This is a genomic window from Streptomyces narbonensis, from assembly GCF_014649015.1.
Lineage (GTDB): Bacteria > Actinomycetota > Actinomycetes > Streptomycetales > Streptomycetaceae > Streptomyces > Streptomyces narbonensis.
The window spans coordinates 141,542-159,794 of record NZ_BMSF01000002.1; the positions used below are offsets into that span (position 1 = coordinate 141,542).

18 protein-coding genes are annotated in these 18,253 nt (G+C 74.2%); 11 read left to right on the top strand and 7 right to left on the bottom strand.

The features are described 5' to 3' along the window. Positions 1-7 precede the first annotated feature (7 nt). Positions 8-520 (top strand): DUF3592 domain-containing protein, encoded by a 513-nt coding sequence (locus tag IE124_RS04245; protein WP_370468730.1) that lies wholly within the window; start codon positions 8-10, stop codon positions 518-520. 48 nt (positions 521-568) lie between these two features. Here IE124_RS04245 and fusA read toward each other — a convergent pair whose 3' ends face one another. Both fusA and IE124_RS35285 read right to left on the bottom strand, forming a co-directional pair. Then, positions 569-2,587, bottom strand: coding sequence for an elongation factor G (gene fusA, locus IE124_RS04250; RefSeq protein WP_189504975.1), 2,019 nt, complete (start codon positions 2,585-2,587; stop codon positions 569-571). Positions 2,588-2,654: 67 nt separating this feature from the next. After that, positions 2,655-2,780: a hypothetical protein gene (locus IE124_RS35285; RefSeq protein ID WP_268246702.1), complete on the bottom strand. Its 126-nt coding sequence runs from the start codon at positions 2,778-2,780 to the stop codon at positions 2,655-2,657. A gap of 158 nt (positions 2,781-2,938) precedes the next feature. Here IE124_RS35285 and IE124_RS04255 point away from each other — a divergent pair, with 158 nt between their 5' ends. Beyond that, positions 2,939-3,787 carry an aldo/keto reductase gene (locus IE124_RS04255; protein ID WP_189504977.1) on the top strand — a complete coding sequence of 283 codons (849 nt, stop codon included), beginning with the start codon at positions 2,939-2,941 and terminating at the stop codon, positions 3,785-3,787. A gap of 18 nt (positions 3,788-3,805) precedes the next feature. Here IE124_RS04255 and IE124_RS04260 read toward each other — a convergent pair whose 3' ends face one another. Continuing rightward, positions 3,806-4,228, bottom strand: a complete 423-nt coding sequence (locus IE124_RS04260) for a VOC family protein (RefSeq protein WP_189504979.1) — start codon at positions 4,226-4,228, stop codon at positions 3,806-3,808. A gap of 160 nt (positions 4,229-4,388) precedes the next feature. Between IE124_RS04260 and IE124_RS04265 the strand changes: the two genes are divergently transcribed. Together IE124_RS04265 and IE124_RS04270 are read left to right on the top strand one after the other, a co-directional pair. Continuing rightward, on the top strand, positions 4,389-5,036 hold the full coding sequence (locus IE124_RS04265) for a nucleoside/nucleotide kinase family protein (RefSeq protein ID WP_370468731.1): 648 nt from the start codon (positions 4,389-4,391) through the stop codon (positions 5,034-5,036). Between the two features lie 22 nt (positions 5,037-5,058). Further along, positions 5,059-5,592, top strand: coding sequence for a YcxB family protein (locus tag IE124_RS04270; RefSeq protein ID WP_189504983.1), 534 nt, complete (start codon positions 5,059-5,061; stop codon positions 5,590-5,592). 18 nt (positions 5,593-5,610) lie between these two features. On the opposite strand, the gene IE124_RS04275 is transcribed toward IE124_RS04270, so the two are convergent. Beyond that, positions 5,611-6,348: a CTP synthase C-terminal region-related (seleno)protein gene (locus IE124_RS04275; RefSeq protein WP_189504985.1), complete on the bottom strand. Its 738-nt coding sequence runs from the start codon at positions 6,346-6,348 to the stop codon at positions 5,611-5,613. Between the two features lie 96 nt (positions 6,349-6,444). Between IE124_RS04275 and IE124_RS04280 the strand changes: the two genes are divergently transcribed. The 4 genes from IE124_RS04280 (at position 6,445) to IE124_RS04295 (ending at position 10,125) form a co-directional block, all read left to right on the top strand. After that, a complete protein-coding gene (locus IE124_RS04280) occupies positions 6,445-6,981 on the top strand; it encodes a tetratricopeptide repeat protein (protein WP_189504987.1) in 537 nt (178 codons plus the stop codon). A gap of 8 nt (positions 6,982-6,989) precedes the next feature. Continuing rightward, complete coding sequence (locus IE124_RS04285) at positions 6,990-7,889, top strand: LysR family transcriptional regulator (RefSeq protein ID WP_189504989.1); 900 nt, start codon at positions 6,990-6,992, stop codon at positions 7,887-7,889. Positions 7,890-7,938: 49 nt separating this feature from the next. Further along, complete coding sequence (locus IE124_RS04290; RefSeq protein ID WP_189504990.1) at positions 7,939-8,898, top strand: DUF1444 domain-containing protein; 960 nt, start codon at positions 7,939-7,941, stop codon at positions 8,896-8,898. A 78-nt stretch (positions 8,899-8,976) separates the two neighbouring features. Continuing rightward, positions 8,977-10,125 (top strand): aminopeptidase P family protein, encoded by a 1,149-nt coding sequence (locus IE124_RS04295; RefSeq protein WP_189504992.1) that lies wholly within the window; start codon positions 8,977-8,979, stop codon positions 10,123-10,125. A gap of 39 nt (positions 10,126-10,164) precedes the next feature. On the opposite strand, the gene treZ is transcribed toward IE124_RS04295, so the two are convergent. Together treZ and IE124_RS04305 are read right to left on the bottom strand one after the other, a co-directional pair. Next, the gene (gene treZ / locus IE124_RS04300) at positions 10,165-11,916 is read right to left on the bottom strand and encodes a malto-oligosyltrehalose trehalohydrolase (RefSeq protein WP_189505529.1); all 1,752 of its coding nucleotides are present in this window, start codon (positions 11,914-11,916) and stop codon (positions 10,165-10,167) included. Positions 11,917-11,977: 61 nt separating this feature from the next. After that, positions 11,978-12,928 carry a GNAT family N-acetyltransferase gene (locus tag IE124_RS04305; RefSeq protein ID WP_189505531.1) on the bottom strand — a complete coding sequence of 317 codons (951 nt, stop codon included), beginning with the start codon at positions 12,926-12,928 and terminating at the stop codon, positions 11,978-11,980. Positions 12,929-13,157: 229 nt separating this feature from the next. Between IE124_RS04305 and IE124_RS04310 the strand changes: the two genes are divergently transcribed. The 3 genes from IE124_RS04310 to IE124_RS04320 all read left to right on the top strand — a co-directional run bounded on the left by IE124_RS04310 (position 13,158) and on the right by IE124_RS04320 (position 15,774). After that, a complete protein-coding gene (locus tag IE124_RS04310) occupies positions 13,158-13,706 on the top strand; it encodes an FHA domain-containing protein (protein ID WP_189504994.1) in 549 nt (182 codons plus the stop codon). Between the two features lie 304 nt (positions 13,707-14,010). Then, positions 14,011-15,186: a cytochrome P450 gene (locus IE124_RS04315; protein WP_189504996.1), complete on the top strand. Its 1,176-nt coding sequence runs from the start codon at positions 14,011-14,013 to the stop codon at positions 15,184-15,186. A gap of 96 nt (positions 15,187-15,282) precedes the next feature. Then, on the top strand, positions 15,283-15,774 hold the full coding sequence (locus IE124_RS04320) for a hypothetical protein (RefSeq protein WP_189504998.1): 492 nt from the start codon (positions 15,283-15,285) through the stop codon (positions 15,772-15,774). Between the two features lie 46 nt (positions 15,775-15,820). On the opposite strand, the gene treY is transcribed toward IE124_RS04320, so the two are convergent. Beyond that, positions 15,821-18,166: a malto-oligosyltrehalose synthase gene (gene treY / locus IE124_RS04325; RefSeq protein WP_189505000.1), complete on the bottom strand. Its 2,346-nt coding sequence runs from the start codon at positions 18,164-18,166 to the stop codon at positions 15,821-15,823. Positions 18,167-18,253: the final 87 nt, after the last annotated feature.

Below are 18,253 nucleotides of genomic sequence, written 5' to 3' on the forward strand. Positions count from 1 at the left end.
GAAGGGGGTGGGCGACTTGGACGCCGAGACACACGCGGGCCAGGGAGTCCTGGGGCCACGTACGGCGGTCGTGTTCGCGCTGGCGATGACCCTGCTGCTGGCGGCCCTGTCGGGTCTCGTGATGCTTCCGGCGGCCCAGCACCTGCGCTCCCTCCAGGACGGCCGACAGGCCGACGCGACGCTGGTGGCCGCCGGCTCGGGGTGCTTCCTGGGGGGATGCAGGGTCAGGTTCGAGGCCGAGGGGCGGACCGTGGTGGCGGACCTTCCGGTGGGGAGCGGCCACGGGGAGGACCAGGCCGGTGAACGACTCACCGTCCGGTACCGGGAGGGCGACCCGCAGGTGGCCGCCTCTCAGGACGATGTCGGTGGCGGTGGGGCGGCGGTGGGCACCGTGGCGTTCGGCGCCGGGGCCGTGCTCTTCCTGGCGGCGTCCGTGTGGTCCACGGTCCACCTGAGGCGGCAGCGCCGCGCGACGGACGTTCCCGGAGCCACCCGCCCAGCCGCCGGGACCGCAGGCTGAGCGGGCGTCCGGGCCGCGGGAACCACCGCGGCCCGGACACCCTCTCCCTCAGCCGACCTCACCTCGCGGCGCCGGGGCGTACCCCGCCGGGCGGGTGGTGAAGGTGCCGCGGCCCTGGGTGCGGCTGCGGAGGCGGGAGGCGTAGCCGAAGAGTTCGGCCAGCGGGACCGTCGCCGAGACCACCGCCGTACCGGAGCGGGTCGTCTGGTCCGTCACCCGGCCCCGGCGGGCCGCGAGGTCGCCGAGGACCGCGCCGACGGACTCCGCGGGGACGGTGACCGTCACCTCGGCCACCGGCTCCAGGAGCGTCATCGCGCTCGCGCGGAGCGCCTCGCGCAGCGCGAAGCGGCCGGCCGTGCGGAACGCCATCTCCGAGGAGTCCTTCGCATGCGTCGCGCCGTCCGTGAGCGTGACCCGGACACCCGTCACCGGATGGCCGCCGAGGGGGCCCTCGACGAGGGCGTCCCGGCAGCCGGCCTCGACCGCGCGGACGTACTCCTGCGGTACGCGGCCGCCCGTGACCGAGGAGGTGAAGGCGAAGTCCTGCTCCTCACCGGCCGGTTCGACGTCGATGACGACATGGGCGAACTGGCCCGCGCCACCGTCCTGTTTGACGTGTCGGTACAGCAGGCCGGTGACGCCCTTCGCCACCGTCTCCCGGTACGCGACCTGCGGACGGCCCACGGTCACCTCAAGGCCGCGGTCGCGCCGCAGCTTCTCCACCGCGACCTCCAGGTGCAGCTCGCCGAGACCCGACAGCACGGTCTGGCCCGTCTCCGGGTCGGACCGCACGGCCAGCGACGGGTCCTCCTCGGAGAGCCGGGCCAGGGCCGTCGCCAGCCGGCCCGTGTCCGTGCTCCGGCGGGCCTCCACGGCGACCGAGACCACCGGGTCGGCGGTCGTCGGCGGTTCGAGGAGGACCGGCGCGTCCGGGGCGCAGAGCGTCGCGCCCGGACGGGCCGTCTTCGGGCCGACGACGGCGACGATGTCCCCGGCGCGCGCCGCGTCCAGCTCCGTCGTCCGGTCGGCCTGGACGCGCAGGATGCGGGAGATCCGCTCGGTGCGGCCGGTGGTGCTGTCGAGCACGGTGTCCCCCTTCGTGATCGTGCCCGCGTAGACGCGGACGTAGGTCATGCGGCCGGTGGCCGTCGCGCTCACCTTGAACGCGAGCGCGGTGAACGGCTCCACCGGGTCCGCGGGCGTCTCGCCGCGGACCGGAGGCATGTCGGACGGTGCCGGGAGGTACGCGACGACCGCGTCGAGGAGCGGTTCGACGCCCCGGTTGCGGTACGCCGAGCCGCACAGGACGACCACGGCCTCGCCGGAGAGGGTCAGGTCGCGGAGCGCGCCCGTCAGCGTCCCCTCGGAGAGCGCGGACTCGGCACAGAACTCCTCGAGGGCGCCAGGGTGCAGCTCCGCCACCGTCTCCTCCAGGCGTCGCCTGCGGTGCCGCGCCTCGTCCGCCAGGTCGTCGGGGACCGGCTCGTCGGTGAACGTGTCGGCGCCGTCGGCCCACACGTACGCCCGCATCCTGACCAGGTCCACGACGCCCGTGAAGCCGTCCTCGCGCCCGATGGGCAGCTGGACGGGGAGCGGGACGGTGCCGAGGCGCGTACGGATCGACTCCACGGCGCCGTCGAGCTCCGCGCCCGCCCGGTCCAGCTTGTTGACGAACGCGATGCGCGGGACGCCGTGCCGGTCCGCCTGCCGCCACACGGTCTCGCTCTGCGGCTCGACGCCGGCGACGGCGTCGAAGACGGCGACGGCGCCGTCGAGGACGCGCAGCGAACGCTCGACCTCGTCGGAGAAGTCGACGTGCCCCGGGGTGTCGATCAGGTTGATCCGGTGGCCCGCCCAGTCGCAGCTGACGGCCGCGGCGAAGATCGTGATGCCCCGGTCCCGCTCCTGCGGGTCGAAGTCGGTGACGGTCGTGCCGTCGTGGACCTCACCGCGCTTGTGGGTGGCGCCGGTGAGGAAGAGGATCCGCTCGGTGACGGTGGTCTTGCCCGCGTCGACGTGGGCGAGGATGCCGAGGTTGCGGATGGCGGTGGTGAGGTGGGTACGCACGGTGTCGTGCCTTTCGCTGCTGCGTGAGAACAGGGCAGCGCGATTCCCGGAACGGATCGAGAAGGGATCAGGATCCGGACGTCACGGGTCGGCGATGGCGGGCGCGCAGCCGCCACCGGCCGGGAGGAGAGGCGAGGATCACGTCGTACCGGGCACGGGAGGGCGACACGGCGACGGCACGGTGGCTGCGCACGGTCTTCTCCCCTCGGGCGGACGGTTCCTGGCGCACCGATCGGCGCGCCGAGACGTGAGTGTAGGGAGAGCGACGGGCCGCGCGACAGCGAATTTCTCCCTCAGTCGCGATCAACCGCGTTGTTGGCCTTGCTCTTCGAGCTACGGGGGAGACGAGAGATGACAGCGACCACGTTCCGCATCGGCGGCGACCTGAGCGTGCGGAGGCTCGGATTCGGCGCCATGCGCCTGCCCGCCGGACCCGGCCCCGCCCGCGAGGCGTCCTTCCAGGTGGCCCGGCGAGCCGTCGAGCTCGGCGTCACCCTGATCGACACCGCCCACATGTACGGCTGGGGGGCCAACGAAGAGCTGCTCGCCGAAGCCCTGCATCCCTACCCCGACGGGCTGCTCATCGCCACCAAGGTCGGCATCGTGCGATCGGACTCGGCGGAGGGATGGAAGCACGACGCACGGCCGGAGGCTCTGCGCGAACAGGTCGAGCACGCTCTGCGTCGCCTCCGCGTCGAGCGGATCGAGCTGCTCCAACTGCACCGTATCGACCCGGGGACACCCCTCGCGGACCAGCTCGGGACCCTGCGGGACCTCCGGACGGAGGGCAAGGTCGGACGGATCGGGCTGTCCGAGGTCACCGTCGCCGAACTCGACCGGGCGCGGGAGATCGTCGACATCGCGAGCGTGCAGAACCGCTACAGCGTGGTCGACCGCGAACACGAGCCCGTGCTCGTGGCCTGTGAGGCGGCGGGCATCGCCTTCCTGCCGTGGCGGCCCGTCGGGGGAGGGGCGCCGGGCGCGTCGGCCGAGCTCGCCGCCGTCGCTGCCGAACTCGACGCCACTCCCACGCAGGTCTCCCTCGCGTGGCTCCTCGACCGCTCACCGGTCATCCTCCCGATCCCGGGCACCGGACGCGTGGAGCACCTGGAGGAGAACGTCGCGGCGGCGCGGCTCCGCCTGACGCCGGCCCGGCGCGAGCGGCTCGGCCGGCTCGCCCGGCTGCCCGGGCAGGCGTAGGCGGGGAGCCGCGCGCCGTTACGCGGAGGGGGCGCCGTCCGCCGGCTGGAGGAGGTCCCAGCGGTTGCCGTAGAGGTCCTCGAAGACGGCGACCGAGCCGTACGGCTCGTGGCGCGGCTCCTCCTTGAAGACGACGCCCGCCGCCGTCATCCGGGCGTGGTCGCGGGCGAAGTCCTCGGTGTGGAGGAAGAAGCCGACCCGGCCGCCCGTCTGGTTGCCGACGGAGGCCGCCTCGGTCTCGTTCTTGGCGCGGGCCAGGAGCAGGCCCGCGTTCCCGAGGCCGCCGACGCCCGCCGCGCCGGGCGGGCGGACGACGACCCAGCGACTGCCGTCGCCCCGGTCGGTGTCCTCGACGAGTTCGAAGCCGAGGGCGTCGGTGAAGAAGGCGATGGCTTCGTCGTATTCACGGACGACGAGGGTGACGAGTGCGATGGACGGCATTACCCCAACGTAATACGTGGAAGCGGTAGGAATCTACTCGCGTCAACCCGCGTCGTCGCAGGTACGACCCTCGTCGGAACGAGGGTGCGAACGAGGGGCCGGGGAGGGTCGGAGAGGGGTCGGGCGAGGGTCCGGGGGAGGGGTGGCGAGGGGTGCGACAATGCCCCGCATGGACGAGCGGAGCTTCGAACGGCTCGCGGCCCGGGCGCGGGCCCTCGCCGAGCCGGGTCCCGACCCGCGCCGACGTCGGATACTCGGGCTCGCGGGCGCGCCCGGGGCCGGGAAGTCCACGCTGGCCGCCCGGCTCGTCGCCCGCCTCGACGGACTCGCCGTCCTGGTCCCGATGGACGGCTTCCACCTCGCCCAGGCCGAGCTGGATCGCCTGGGCCGGGCCGGCCGGAAGGGCGCGCCCGACACCTTCGACGCCGCCGGGTACGCGGCGCTCCTCGCCCGGCTGCGCGCCCCCGAACCGGGCACCACCGTCTACGCCCCGGCCTTCGACCGCTCCCTGGAGGAGCCGATCGCCGGCGCCGTGGCCGTCCCGCCCGAGGTCCCGCTCGTCGTCACCGAGGGCAACTACCTCCTCCACGACGAGGGCGCCTGGGCCGCGGTCCTGCCCCTCCTCGACGAGGTCTGGTACCTGGACCTGGACGACCGCCGCCGCGTCACCCGGCTCGTCGAGAGGCACGTCCGCTTCGGCAAGGAGCGGGCCGCGGCCGAGCGCTGGGTCCACGACTCGGACGAAGCCAACGCCCGCCTGGTGGCGCGGAGTCGGGACCGCGCGCACCTGGTCGTACCGATGACGTAGCGGAACAGTACGATCCCGTTCCATGGTCATGAACGCGGGGCGCGACGACAGCCAGGGCGACATACGCGGCACGGTCGAGCTGGAGTACCGGCCGACCCGTGCCGACATCCTCACGGGGATCCTGGCGCGCGAGCGCCTGCGCCGCCTCCATGTCGTGCGGTGGGGCTTCACGGTGCTCCTCGGAGGCGCCGCCCTGCTGACGATCGCCGCCCAGGGGACCGTCACCGTGCTGACCGCGCTCGTCGCCCTCTGCGCCGCGCTGGGCTGGGCGACGCCGCACATCCAGGCCGGCCAGGTGCTGCGTGCGGTCGCGGGGCAGGGCGACCACCGGACCTCCGTGAGCGAGAGCGGGAGCGCGACCGAGACCGCGCACGCCTCGCTCCTGCAGCGCTGGTCGGTCTTCCGCGGCTACCGCGAGACCCGCGACCACGTGGTGCTGTTCGGCCGGGACCGGAGCGTCCGGCTCGTGGAGGTGCTGCCCAAGCGCGGGATGCGCTCCCGCGAGGACGTGGAGCGGCTCCTCGACCTCGTCGGCCGTCACCTGCCCCGCGTCTGAGCCCCTCTCAGGGGGTGCTCAGGGCGTGTCGCTCCCCGCGTGCCGCACCGCCGCCGTCGCCAGCGCGCGGATCAGGGGGTGCGGGCGGGTGCCGTCGCCCGCGAGCTCGGGCTGGAAGAGGGTCGCCAGGAAGAAGGGGTGCCCGGGGAGTTCCGCCACGCGGACCCCGCCCTCCTCGTCGGCGCCCGTGAACCGCAGGCCGCGGGCGCGCAGGGCGTCGAGGTGCCGGCTGTCCGGGCCGTAGTTGCAGTGGTACCGCTCGGTGGTCCGCTCCGCGCCGAGGGCCCGCTCGGCGAGCGAGCCGGGGGTGACCCGGACGACGCCCTCGTGGCCGACGAGCGAGCAGGCGAGCGGCGCGATCAGCAGGTCGCCGGAGTCGGCCGCCGGGTCGTTCTCGGCGTGCGCGGCGCGGGACAGGCCGCAGACGTTCCGCGCGTACTCCAGCAGGGCGTGCTGGAAGCCGCCGCAGGTGCCGAGGAAGGGGATGCCGTCCTCACGGGCCGTACGGATCGCGGCCAGCGCCCCCGCCTCGCTCGCGTACGGGCTGCCCGGCAGCACCCACACCGCGTCGAAGCCCTCGACGGCGCCGGGCGCCTCCGCGTCGCCCGTCGGGATCCAGTACGCGTCGAGCGCGAGCCCGTCCCTTTCGGCGAGGGCGTCGAGGAGGACGGGGATACGGACGTGGGACCTGACGTGCGGGGACCGGTCGCCGACCAGGGCGATGCGGGGGACGGGGCGGGAGGTGTTCGTGTTCATGGCGACCATGCTGGTCGGCGCCCCTCGTTCACGTCCAACGATGATTCGTGCATTCTCCATCGCGAATGCTTATGTCGCCGTCGGTAGGGTGGCTGTATGACCAGTCATCACTCGGTGGAGCAGGAGTGGGAGCGACGGGTCGCCGCGCTCTGGGAGCGCCTCGACGACCACGAGCCCGCCGACTTCCGCGCCGCCGTCGCCGCCCTCGCCGCCGAGCGGGCCGACGACGACCCCGCAGCCCTCTTCGAACTGGGCGCCGCCCACGACTCCACCGGCCTGCCCGCGGAGGCCGTCCGCCTCTACGAGCGCGCCCTCGGCCACGGCCTCGCCGGGCTGCGCCGCCGCCGGGCCGTCGTCCAGCTCGCCAGCAGCCTTCGCAACCTGGGCCGGCCCGACCGCAGCGTCGAACTCCTCACCGCCGAGCGGGACATCCCCGCCGACCGGCTCGACGCCGACGAACTCGCGCTCTCCGGCGCCGTCGACGCCTTCCTGGCCCTCGCCCTCGCCGACACCGGCCGCGACCGCGAGGCCGCCGCCCTCGCCCTCGGCGCCCTCGCACCCCTGCTGCCCCGCTACAACCGTTCCCTCGCCCACTACGCCCGCGCCCTCCTCACCGCCCCCGACGGCTCCTGAGCGGCGCCGTGGACCCGCACCTCCTCCGTACGTACGTCACCGTCGCCCGGCTCGCCTCCTTCTCCGAGGCCGCCCGCGAGCTGGGCTACACCCAGTCGGCCGTCTCCCAGCACATCGCCGCCCTGGAGACCGACCTCGGGCTGCCGCTCCTCAGTCGACGGCCCGTCGCCCCCACCCCCGCCGGGCGGCGGCTCCTCGAACACGCCGGTGCGCTCCTGCTGCGCCTCGACGCGGCCCGTGCCGACCTCGGCCGGTTCGCCGGCGCGCCCCGCGCGACGCTGAGCGTCGCCGCCTCCCCGCTCGCCCTGCACCCCCGTACCCTCGCCGCCCTGCCCGCCACCGGGGTCACCCTGCGCGGCCTGTCCCGCGAGCGGGTGCCCGAGGCCGTCGCCACCGGCGAGGCCGACGCCGGGCTCGTCGACGGGATCGCCGCGCCCAGCGACCCGCTGCGGCTGCCCGACGTCGCGCCGCTCACCGCGACCGGCGTCGCCGAGGAGCCGCTCGCCGTCGTCCTGCCCGCCGGCCATCCGCTCGCCGGGCGCACCGGGCTGCGGCTCGACGACCTCGTGGACGCCCGCTGGCTCGACGCGCCCGCCGCCGGCGTCCCCCTCGGGCAGCTCCGGGCCGTCCACGCCGGACCGGCCGGCCGGGGCTTCCGTACGGCCCTGCGCTACGAGGGCACCGACACCCGCACCCTCGCCGGGCTCGCCGCCGCCGGGCACGGCCTCGCGCTCCTGCCGCTCCCTGTGGCCGCCGGAGTCCCCGGCGCCACCGCCGTCCCGCTGGTCGCGCCCCGTCTCGTCCACCGCGTCGAGCTCCTCCTCCCGGGTTCCGGCGGGGGCGAAGCCGGTGAACGCGGTGAACCCGCCGGACCTGCGGACGAGTTCGCGAGACGGCTCAAGAGCTGACACCCGCACTCGCTACCCTGTGCGCAACGGCGACGGAAGGCGGGCTGACGTGGGCTGGCTGCGGCGAGGACCCAAGCGGGACGGCGAGGACGCGCCGAGGGATCCCGAGTTCGCGTACTTCTCCGAGCGGGAGGCCGCGCTCTTCCGCGGCCGGGTCCGCTCCACCTTCGCCGAGCTCGGCCTGGAGGTCTCCGTCTACGCGGACCACGTCGTCGACGACAGGAAGCGGCGTTTCGGCCTCGGCAACCTCGCCGCCGTCTGTCACCAGGACCGCCGCGGCACACGCGTCTGGCCCGAATTGATTCATCGTCATGTCGACCTGGTGGTAAGGGCGATGGAGGGGCCGTCCGCCCTGGAGACGCTCCCACCCGAGCAGATCCGGGCTCAGCTCTACCCCCGGGTCGTCAGCGGCGACGGCATCGACGCCGGGGCCTTCGGCTACGCCAGGACCGTCGCCCCCGGGCTGTACGAGGTCCTCGCGCTCGACCTGCCGGAGAGCGTCATGATGCTCACCGACGAGGCCCTGGACCGGCTCGGCGACCACGCGCAGCTCCGCGACCGGGCGCTGCGCAATCTGCGCGGGCTGCCCGTGGAGGAGCACGAGACCGTCCGTGACGCCGACGGCATGTGCTTCGAGATCATCCTCGGCGACTCCTTCTACACGGCGAGCCGCGTCCTCGACCTGGACGGCGTGGCCCGGCGGGTCACCGGACTGCCGCTCGGCGAGCACGGCGCGCTCGTCGCCCTGCCCTTCCGCCACCAGCTCGCCTTCCACCCCATCCGGGACACCTCGATCGTCCCCGCGCTCGGCGCGATGGCCTCCTTCGCCGCCTCCGCGTACGAGGACACGCCGGGGGCCATCAGCCCGTACGTCTTCTGGTGGCGCGGCGGCACGCTCACCCAGCTCAGCGAGCACGACGAGGAGCGCGGCGATCTGCGGATCGTCGTCGGCGACGACTTCCAGGAGCTCCTGGAGCGGCTCATCGCGCAGGGCCCGGGCCACCTCTGAGCGGTCGCGGCGGGCCCTGCCCGGGGGCAGGATGCTGTACGTCGACGCCGCCGCTGCCGCCGCGAAGGAGCCCCCCCCATGCCGAGTACTCCCACCGCATCCGCCGAAGAGGTCACACCCTTCACCGCGGACGACTACCGGGCCCGGATGACCCGCGCGGCCGAGTCCGCGGCGGACGCCGGGCTCGCGGGCGTACTCGTCGCGCCCGGCCCCGACCTCGTCTACCTCACCGGCTACCAGCCGACCGCGATCACCGAGCGCCTCACCGTCCTCGTCCTCGCCGTCGGCCAGGAGCCGGTCCTCGTCGTCCCCACCCTGGAGGCACCCGACGCGGAGAAGGCGGCGGGCGCGGCGGCGCTCACGCTGCGCGACTGGACGGACGGCAAGGACCCGTACGCGGTCACCGCGCCCCTCCTGGACGTCGCGGGCAGCTTCGGCGTCAGCGACAACGCCTGGGCCATGCACCTCCTCGGTCTCCAGCAGGCCCTGCCCGGCACCTCGTACGTCTCCCTCACCGAGGCCCTGCCCATGCTCCGCGGCGTCAAGGACGCGCACGAGCTCGCGCGGATCGCGGCGGCCGGGGCCGCGGCCGACCAGGCGTACGGCGAGATCCTCAAGGTCCGTTTCGCCGGCCGCAAGGAGACCGAGGTCGCCGCCGACCTCGCCGCGCTCCTCATGCGCTTCGGCCACTCCCAGGTCGACTTCACCGTCGTCGGCTCGGGACCCAACGGCGCCAACCCGCACCACGAGGCGGGCGACCGGACCATCGAGCGCGGCGACATGGTCGTCCTCGACTTCGGCGGCCTCAAGCACGGCTACGGCTCCGACACCACCCGCACCGTCCACGTCGGCGAACCGACCGACGAGGAGCGGCGCGTCCACGACCTCGTCCGCGAGGCCCAGCAGGCCGGCTTCGAGGCGGTCCGCCCCGGGGCCGCCTGCCAGGAGGTCGACCGCGCGGCCCGCAAGGTCATCACGGACGCCGGCTACGGCGAGTACTTCATCCACCGCACGGGCCACGGCATCGGCGTCACGACGCACGAACCGCCTTACATGATCGAGGGCGAGGAGCTCCCGATCGTCCCCGGCATGTGCTTCTCGATCGAACCGGGCGTCTACCTCCCGGGCCGCTTCGGGGTCCGCATCGAGGACATCGTGACGGCGACGGAGGACGGTGCGGGGCGCCGCTTCAACAACACCCCGCACGAGATGGCGATCGTCGAGTAACCGGGCCGGCTCCCTCCCCGGCTCCCTCCCCGGCTCCCGTCAGCCGTCCGTCAGGACGACCGCCGACTCTCCCGGGAGGCGCAGGACCCCGTCCGCGTCCGGGGCGTCGACCGGGTCCCAGGCCGCGAGGACCCGGTCGCGGCCGTTCGAACCGAGCGGGATGGCCACCGGCTCCTTGCCCAGGTTGACCGCGACCCGCAGGTCGCCCCGGCGGAAGACCAGCCAGCGGGACTCCTCGTCGAAGGCGACCTTCACGCCCCCCAGGTCCGGATCCGTCAGGTCCGGCAGGGTGCGGCGCAGGGCGATGAGCTGACGGTGCCACGCCAGCAGGCGCTTGTGGGGGTCCCGCTCCCGCTCGGTGCGGTCGAGGACCGAGCGGTCACGGGTGGCCGGGTCCTGCGGGTCGGGGACCTCGTTCTCGGACCAGCCGTGCTCCGCGAACTCCCGCCGCCTGCCCCGCCGTACGGCCTCCGCGAGCTCCGGGTCGGTGTGGTCGGTGAAGTACTGCCAGGGCGTCGTCGCCCCCCACTCCTCGCCCATGAAGAGCATCGGCACGGACGGTCCGGTCAGGACGAGCGTCGCCGCGCAGGCGAGCAGGCCGGGGGAGAGGGAGGCCGAAAGACGGTCGCCCAGGGCGCGGTTGCCGATCTGGTCGTGGGTCTGGGCGTACCCCAGGAAGCGGTGGGCGGGGGTACGCTCCCGGTCCACCGGACGGCCGTGCCGACGGCCCCGGAAGGCCGAGTGCGTGCCGTCGTGGAAGAAGACGTGCGTGAGGGTCTTGGCGAGCGCGGCCATCGGGGCGCGCGCGAAGTCGCCGTAATAGCCCTGCGATTCACCGGTCAGGGCCGTGTGCAGCGAGTGATGGAAGTCGTCGTTCCACTGGGCGTGGACGCCGAGGCCGCCGAGCGTGCGGGGGGTCGTCGTGCGCGGGTCGGCGAGGTCCGACTCGGCGATCAGGAAGTGCTGGCGGGCCTGCTCCTTCGCCAACTCGTCCACGGCCGAGGAGAGTTCTTCGAGGAAGGTCAGCGCCCGGGTGTCGGCGAGCGCGTGGACGGCGTCGAGCCGCAGCCCGTCGATCCGGTAGTCCCGCAGCCACGCGAGCGCGCTCCCCAGGAAGTACGCCCGGACCTCGTCCGAGCCGGGCGCGTCCAGGTTCACCGCCGCGCCCCACGGCGTGTGGTGCGTGTCCGTGAAGTACGGTCCGAAGAAGGGAAGATGGTTTCCGGACGGGCCCAGGTGGTTGTGCACCACGTCGAGGACCACGCCCATGCCGAGACCGTGCGCCGCGTCCACGAACCGCTTGAGGGCCTCCGGGCCCCCGTACGGCTCGTGGACCGCCCAGGGCGCCACGCCGTCGTACCCCCAGCCGCGCACCCCGGGGAACGGGCACAGTGGCATCAGCTCCACATGGGTGACGCCGAGGCCCGCGAGCTCCCCGAGGCGCGCCGTCGCCGCGTCGAGCGTCCCCTCGCGGGTGAAGGTGCCGACGTGCAGCTCGTACAGGACCGCGCTGCGCAGCCGCAGCCGCGGGGACTCGTGCCGCCAGGCGTACGAGGAGTGGTCGACGACCGCGCTCAGGCCGTCGGGCCCGTCGGGCAGCCGGCGCGAGCGCGGGTCCGGCAGGACGTGCCCGCCGTCGAGGGTGAAGCCGTAGCGGTCGCCGTCCTCCGCGGGGACGACCCCGGTCCACCAGCCGGCCCGCTCGGCGTCCCTCTCCAGGGCGTGGCCCGTGCCGTTCAGCTCCAGTGCGACCTGGTCCCGGGCGCTCGGCGCCCACACCTCGAAGAGCACGCGCATCCCCTCGTCGACGGTTCCACCACTCAACGACTGACTACCGCGTCCATCCTGGCAGTCAGGACTCCGACGCGCCCGGCGCGTCCCACACGTAGTTGATCGCCCGCTCGAAGGTGACGTAACCCGTCCGGCCGAAGGATGCCGCCATCGGCACGTTCCCCAGGTCCGTCGCCGCCCTGATCCGCGGCACGTCCGTGGCCGCCAGGATCCGGGTGCCCTCCGCCAGGATGTCGTCGATGTAGCCGTGACCGCGGTGGGCGGGCAGCACGCCGATGTAGGCGATGGTGTGGTGGTAGTTGTTCCGGGCGGGAACGACGAAGCCGACCGGCTCGTCCGTCCCCGGCAGCTGTGCGACCTGCCACCATTCGCGGGGCGAGGTGTAGTGCTCGAACTCCTCGTCGTAGTGCAGCTCCGCCGCCTCACGGGCCGAGAGGCCGGACGCCATGTCGGCCTGCCCGTGTGCGTCGAGGGTGCCCTCCATCACGGGCGTCATCAGGGCGACGAGGTCCTCGCGGTCCCGGACGGGGCGGAACTCCAGACGGCCCGTGGGCTCCGGCACGGGAGTGCCGGGGCGCCACTCCAGGCGGAGCCGCTCGACCAGCGGGCGGGCGCCCGAGCGCTCCAGGACGTCGAAGAGCGACTCCAGGACGGACCGGGTCTCCGGGACCTCGCGCCAGTCCGCCGGCATGAACCGGCCGAACTCCGGGCGCCGGCTCCCCGCCGGCACGACCGAGGCGGCCGCGGTCTCCAGGAGCCGCAGACCGATGTCGGCGCGCTCCTCCTCCGTCAGCTCCGGGGCGATGTCGAAGAAGTCGAGCGCCAGCGGCTCGGCGCCCGCCTTGTTCGTCCACCAGGCGATCCGGCCGAGGAGGCGGTCGCCGTCGAGCGCCACCCACATCCACTCGGGCACGCGTCGGCCGGTGGCGAGGTCGTCCGCCAGCTCGTGGTCGAGCGAGTACGTGAGGCGGAGGAACAGGTCGAGTTCCTCGGGGCCGGCGAGCGGACGTATGACGAGGTCCGGAGTGGCGGCGGTCGGCGTGGAGGCAGGAGCGGTACGAGAAGAAGTGGAGGCAGGAGCGGTACGAGAAGAAGACGCGGTCACGTCGTGGTTCCCCCTGGGAATGGTCTCTGGTGTGGAGACCGCAGACCGTAGCAGTGATCTTGTCGGGCGGGTACGGAGTTCCCAGGTCGGGGGCCCTTCTGGACACTTCGGGCCCGACGGGCCGACAATCACGTGTGTGACGACCCCCTTCGAGCTCCCGGCGAACACCCCTCGGCTGACAGACGCCGAGCGGGACCGCGCGCTCGGGCTGCTCCGAGAGGGCGCGGCCCAGGGACGCCTCTCGCACGACACCTTCCTCTACCGGATGGAGCGCGCGCTCCAGGCCCGCCGGCCGGACGAGCTCGACGTGCTCGTCGCCGACCTGCGCACCGAGGGGACCTGGACCAAGCGGGTCGTCGGCGCGGTCGAGCGGATGTCCGCGTTCACGGCGCGGATCGGCCGCGCCTGGCACGCGGAGCGACTGCCGAAGCTACTGCTGCCGCTCCCGGGCCCGCATCCGCTGAGAATCGGCCGCGACCCGGTCAACGGGCTGCGGCTCAGCCACGAGACCGCGTCCCGGCTGCACGCCGAGCTCTCGATCCAGAGCGGGATGTGGGTGCTGCGCGACCTCGGCTCGACGAACGGGACGACGGTCAACGGCCGACGGGTCACCGGGGCGGTGGTCGTACGGCCCGGGGACGTCGTCGGCTTCGGACAGATGTCGTTCCGTCTCTCCCACGGCTGACACCGCACACCGCACCGCACACCGCACCGCACACCGCAGCGCACACAGCACCGCACCCAGCGCACCGCACATCGCGTCGGCACCGCTCCCCACGGCTCCCCACGTCTTTGTAGGGCTCCGCACGTCTTCGCACCGCTTCCCACGTCCTCGTACGGCTCCTCGCGTCTGCGCACGTCACCGGCAGTCGCCCGTCACCCGTTCGGCGGTACGTGACGCGCCGCGCCGGCCGCCCGGTGATGGGGTGAGGAGACGCGCGCCACGCTTCTCCGGCCGCGGCACCCAACGCCGATCGACAGGGGGCGCGATGAGCGACGAGCCGAACCGCGGAGCACCGGACCGAGCCATAGGCAACGCCCGGCCGGAGGAGTCCGGGGACCCCTGGACGCGGCTTCCGTCCATGGTCCCGGGCGCGGCCTCCGCCGCGATCCCGACCCTGACCTCCGGCGCGGCCCCCGCGCGGGGCACCACCGCGGGCCGCGTGCGGACCGTCACCGAGCCGACGGCCGGGGGTCCCGTGGGCCCGGCCGGATCCGCGGGCCCGGCCGACGGGCCCTCCGTGCCCACCGGGCGGACCGTCGCACCGAGCCCCCTCGACCCCGGCGCCACCCTCGACCCGCACGCGATCCACCGGACGCTGCGCGAGAAGTTCCCGCTCACGTACGACCCGTTGCTGCGCGCCTGGGTCCTCAGCCGGTACGCGGACGTCGCCACCGCCCTCACCGACGCTCGCTTCACCCATGGGCACCGGCCGGGCGACCCTCCCTGTTCCCGGGCCCATATCGACGTCGACATGGCCGAGTTGAGATCTGTCACCGAACGCACGGCGTACGTCTTGGCCCGCCGCATCGCCGAGCGCCCGCAGGCCGACCTCGTCGCCGACTTCTGCCACTGGCTGCCCGCCGGGACCGTCGCCGCGGCCGTCGGCGTGCCCTACCGCGACATGATGCGGCTTGTGCGCGGCCGGGCCGCCGGGGCGCTCGCCGGCGAGTGCGGCGGCCAGATCGCCGTACGGGAGAAGGCGCTCGCCTCCTTCCTCGGCAACGTCCTCGCCGACCCCGACCAGGTCGCCGCCCTCCGCGACGCCCCCACCGGGCTCGTCGCCCGCGCCTGGACCGAGTCGCTGCGCCGCGACCCGCCCGTGCAGATCGCCGTGCGCCGCACCCGCTCCGAGGTGCCGGTGAGCGGTGGCATCATCCCGGCGGGCGCGTCCGTCGCCCTGCTCGTCGGCTCCGCCGGCCGGGACCCGGAACGCTTCCACGACCCCGACCGCTTCGACCCGTTCCGTGGCGACCCGGGCCAGCTCACGTACGGCAGCGGCTTCTGCCCCGCCGTCCTGCTCGCCGGCCTGGAGGCCGAGTACGCCCTGCGCGCGCTCTTCTCGGCGATGCCCCGGCTGCGGCTCGCCGACGGCTTCCGGCCCGACTCCACCGGCCTGATCACCCGGGCGCCGCGCAGCCTGATCGTCCGCCCGGGCGGCTGATCCGGGGTGGGACGAGCGGTCCGGCACCGCTGCTAGGGTGACGTGCGCTCGTCAAACGAGCCCTTCTTCTATGCCACTTTCCACGGGGATTGAAACATGAATAAGCGTCATGTCCGCGCCATCGCTGTCGCCGCCGTCGCAGTCGTCGCCCTGACGGGTGCCCGCGGCTCGAACGGCGCCAGCTGCGGCGGCAGCAGCAGCGGCAGCTCCGGCAGCTCCAGCGGCGGCAACCACAGCGACAACGACGGCGGCAGCACCTCCGGTGGCTCCCTGCCCGGCGGCTCCGGCAGCGCGGACAAGGCGATCCGCGACGTGACCATCGACGAGTGCAAGTACGACCAGGCGACCAAGAACCTCGTCGCCCGGATCACCGTGAAGAACGACGGCTCGATGGACTACGACTACAGCGTCAGCATGAAGTTCAAGGGCGTCGCGGGCGGCGACGCCATCCCGCGGACCGCGTTCGAGGCCGGTATCGCGGTTGCGGCCGGCGCCTCCAAGAGCGTCGAGGTGAAGACTCCGTACATCGGCACCGGCGACGGCTCCGAGTACACCGAGTGCGAGGTCTCGCGCGTCTCCCGCTTCTGATCTCCTCCGCTGATCGACCGAGCGCTTCCGGCCCCCCCGGGAGCGCTCAGTCGTCCAACCGGGCGAGAAGCGCCACGGGCCGGTCCGCGAAGAGCTCGGCGAGCTTGAGCTCCGTCGCCGGACCGCCCGTGAACTCCCTTACGCCGTCGAGGACATCGGCCCAGCGGCCCTCCGGCAGGACCAGCTCTGTGTCCTGCCAGCCGCCCGCCTCCGCGAGCCGCAGGGAGAGCCGGGTCACGGCCGTCACCACCGCGCCGGAGCGGGCGAAGGCCAGACAGTGTGCGGCGGCGGGGCCGCTCGCCGCCAGCGGGGCGTAGGCGCCGTCCGGGCCGAAGGCCTCCGGGCGCTCCCGGCGCAGCCCGAGGGCCGCCCGGACCAGGACCGTCCGGTCGTCGTCCGGGCCCGTCGCGAACGGGGCCCGGTTGTCCGGGTCGACGAGCGCCCGGTACTCCCGCTCCGTGTTCTGGTACAGCTCCGGCACCCCCGGCATCGTCAGCTGCACGAGCGCCGCGCCGAGTGCGTGAGCCCGGATGTGCGGCTCCAGGGCGAAGGCCGCCTCCGAGGCCGACCGCAGCGGGATCCGGCCGGGCCCGGCCGCCGTGAACTCGGCCACCGCCCGCTCGTACGCCGCGTCCGGCTCGGTCCAGCTCGTCCGGAGCCCCGCCTCCCGCACGGACTTGAGGACCACGGGACCGAGCCGCTCCGCGTCGGGAGAGCCGAAGCCGAAAGCCGTCTGCCAGGCCGTCCACGCCAGGTGCGGATCGGGCGCAGGCACCCCCGCGACCTGCGTCAGGAGCGCCGCCCACACCTCCGGGCACTGGGCGAGCACCGCGATCGCGGCCCGCACGTCCGCGCTGCGCTTGGTGTCGTGCGTGGACAGCACCGTCCCGGTGGCCGGCCAGTCCCGGGCGATCCGCAGGCAGTACGCGTGGAACTCGTCGGGCGACACCGCCGGACGCCCCGCGTCCCCGCCCACCTCGTTCGCCGAGAGCAGCGGCGTGTACCGGTAGAAGGCCGTGTCCTCCACGGACTTGGCCCGCAGCGCCGAGGACGTCTGCGCGAACCGCGCGCGGAACGCCCGGTGTTCGGGCCCGTCTCCCAGCGAGCCGAGCGCCAGGTCCCGTACGAGGTCGACGGCCGAGGCCTCCTCCGGTACGGCGAACGCGGCCTTCGCGCCCCGCGCCGCCGCCGGGGTCAGCACCTCCTCGCCGCCCGTCCGGTAGCCGCGGTAGACCGGCACCCTGACGAGCAGCTCCCGCACGGCCGTCCGCACGGCCCAGGGCGCGTGGTCCCGCAGTGCCGGGTCGGCGGAGCAGATCCGCTCCGCGAGCCGGGTCAGCGCGGCCGTCTCGGCGGCCAGGTCGTGCGTCACCACCTCATACGCGGCGCGCCGCGCGGTCGCCTCCCACCTGCCGCCCCTGTCCCCGGCCGCGCCCGTGAACTCCCGGTACACATCCGCCAGTTCATCGGCGCCGACCGGATCGGTGAGGACTCCCTCGACCTGCCGCAGCGCGTCGTAACCGGTGGTGCCCGCGACGGGCCAGTCGGCCGGCAGGTGCTCCGTCCCCGTGAGGATCTTCTCCACCACCGTCCAGCAGCGCCCACCGGTCGCCGCCGCCAGGTCCTCCAGGTAGCCCCGCGGGTCCGCGAGCCCGTCAGGGTGGTCGATGCGCAGCCCCTCGACCACCCCGTCCGCCACCAGCTCCACGATCTTCGCGTGGGTCGCCGCGAACACCTCGGGGTCCTCGACCCGCACCCCGATGAGCTCCGAAATGGTGAAGAACCGGCGGTAGTTGAGATCCGTGCGGGCCAGCCGCCACCAGGCCAGGCGGTACCACTGGGCGTCGAGGAGCTCGTCGAGCGGCAGCCCCTCCGTGCCGTCCCGCAGCGGGAAGTCCTGCCCGTCGAGGCGCAGCGCCCCGTCCGCGACCCGCAGTCGGTCCCGCACCTCGGGGAGCCGGGCGGGCAGCACGGGCAACAGCAGCCGGCCGTCGCCCGCCGCCCAGTCGACGTCGAACCAGCGGGCGTACGGCGAGTCCGGGCCCTCGCGGAGCACCGACCGCAGCGCGTGGTTGTGCCGGGGGGAGGCCGCCATGTGGTTGGGGACCAGGTCCACGACCAGGCCGAGGCCGTGGGCCCGCGCGGTCGCCGCCAGAGCCCGCAGCCCCTCCTCGCCGCCCAGCTCGGCCCGTACGGACCGGTGGTCGGTGACGTCGTAGCCGTGGGTCGAGCCGGGCACCGACTCCAGGACGGGGGAGAGGTGGAGGTGCGAGACCCCGAGCCCGGCGAGGTGCGGCACGGCCCGCTCGGCGGCGGCGAAGGGGAACTCCGGCTGGAGCTGGAGCCGGTAGGTGGCGGTGGGGAGCGCGGAACGGGCCGAGGAGGAGGTCATGCGAACGTACGTACCCCGCGAAAGGGCTTCTGTGTCATCGCCCTATGCACTCGTTCGTGTGCATCGCGTTACGGTCGCGTGATGCTT

Bases quoted from the DNA above. Each gene is read 5' to 3' on its own strand.
- IE124_RS04275 (WP_189504985.1), bottom strand. From the start codon at position 6,348: ATGAACACGAACACCTCCCGCCCCGTCCCCCGCATCGCCCTGGTCGGC.
- IE124_RS04260 (WP_189504979.1), bottom strand. From the start codon at position 4,228: ATGCCGTCCATCGCACTCGTCACCCTCGTCGTCCGTGAATACGACGAA.
- IE124_RS04255 (WP_189504977.1), top strand. From the start codon at position 2,939: ATGACAGCGACCACGTTCCGCATCGGCGGCGACCTGAGCGTGCGGAGG.
- IE124_RS04295 (WP_189504992.1), top strand. From the start codon at position 8,977: ATGCCGAGTACTCCCACCGCATCCGCCGAAGAGGTCACACCCTTCACC.
- treY (WP_189505000.1), bottom strand. From the start codon at position 18,166: ATGACCTCCTCCTCGGCCCGTTCCGCGCTCCCCACCGCCACCTACCGG.
- IE124_RS04320 (WP_189504998.1), top strand. From the start codon at position 15,283: ATGAATAAGCGTCATGTCCGCGCCATCGCTGTCGCCGCCGTCGCAGTC.
- IE124_RS04315 (WP_189504996.1), top strand. From the start codon at position 14,011: ATGAGCGACGAGCCGAACCGCGGAGCACCGGACCGAGCCATAGGCAAC.
- IE124_RS04270 (WP_189504983.1), top strand. From the start codon at position 5,059: ATGGTCATGAACGCGGGGCGCGACGACAGCCAGGGCGACATACGCGGC.
- IE124_RS04280 (WP_189504987.1), top strand. From the start codon at position 6,445: ATGACCAGTCATCACTCGGTGGAGCAGGAGTGGGAGCGACGGGTCGCC.
- IE124_RS04265 (WP_370468731.1), top strand. From the start codon at position 4,389: ATGCCCCGCATGGACGAGCGGAGCTTCGAACGGCTCGCGGCCCGGGCG.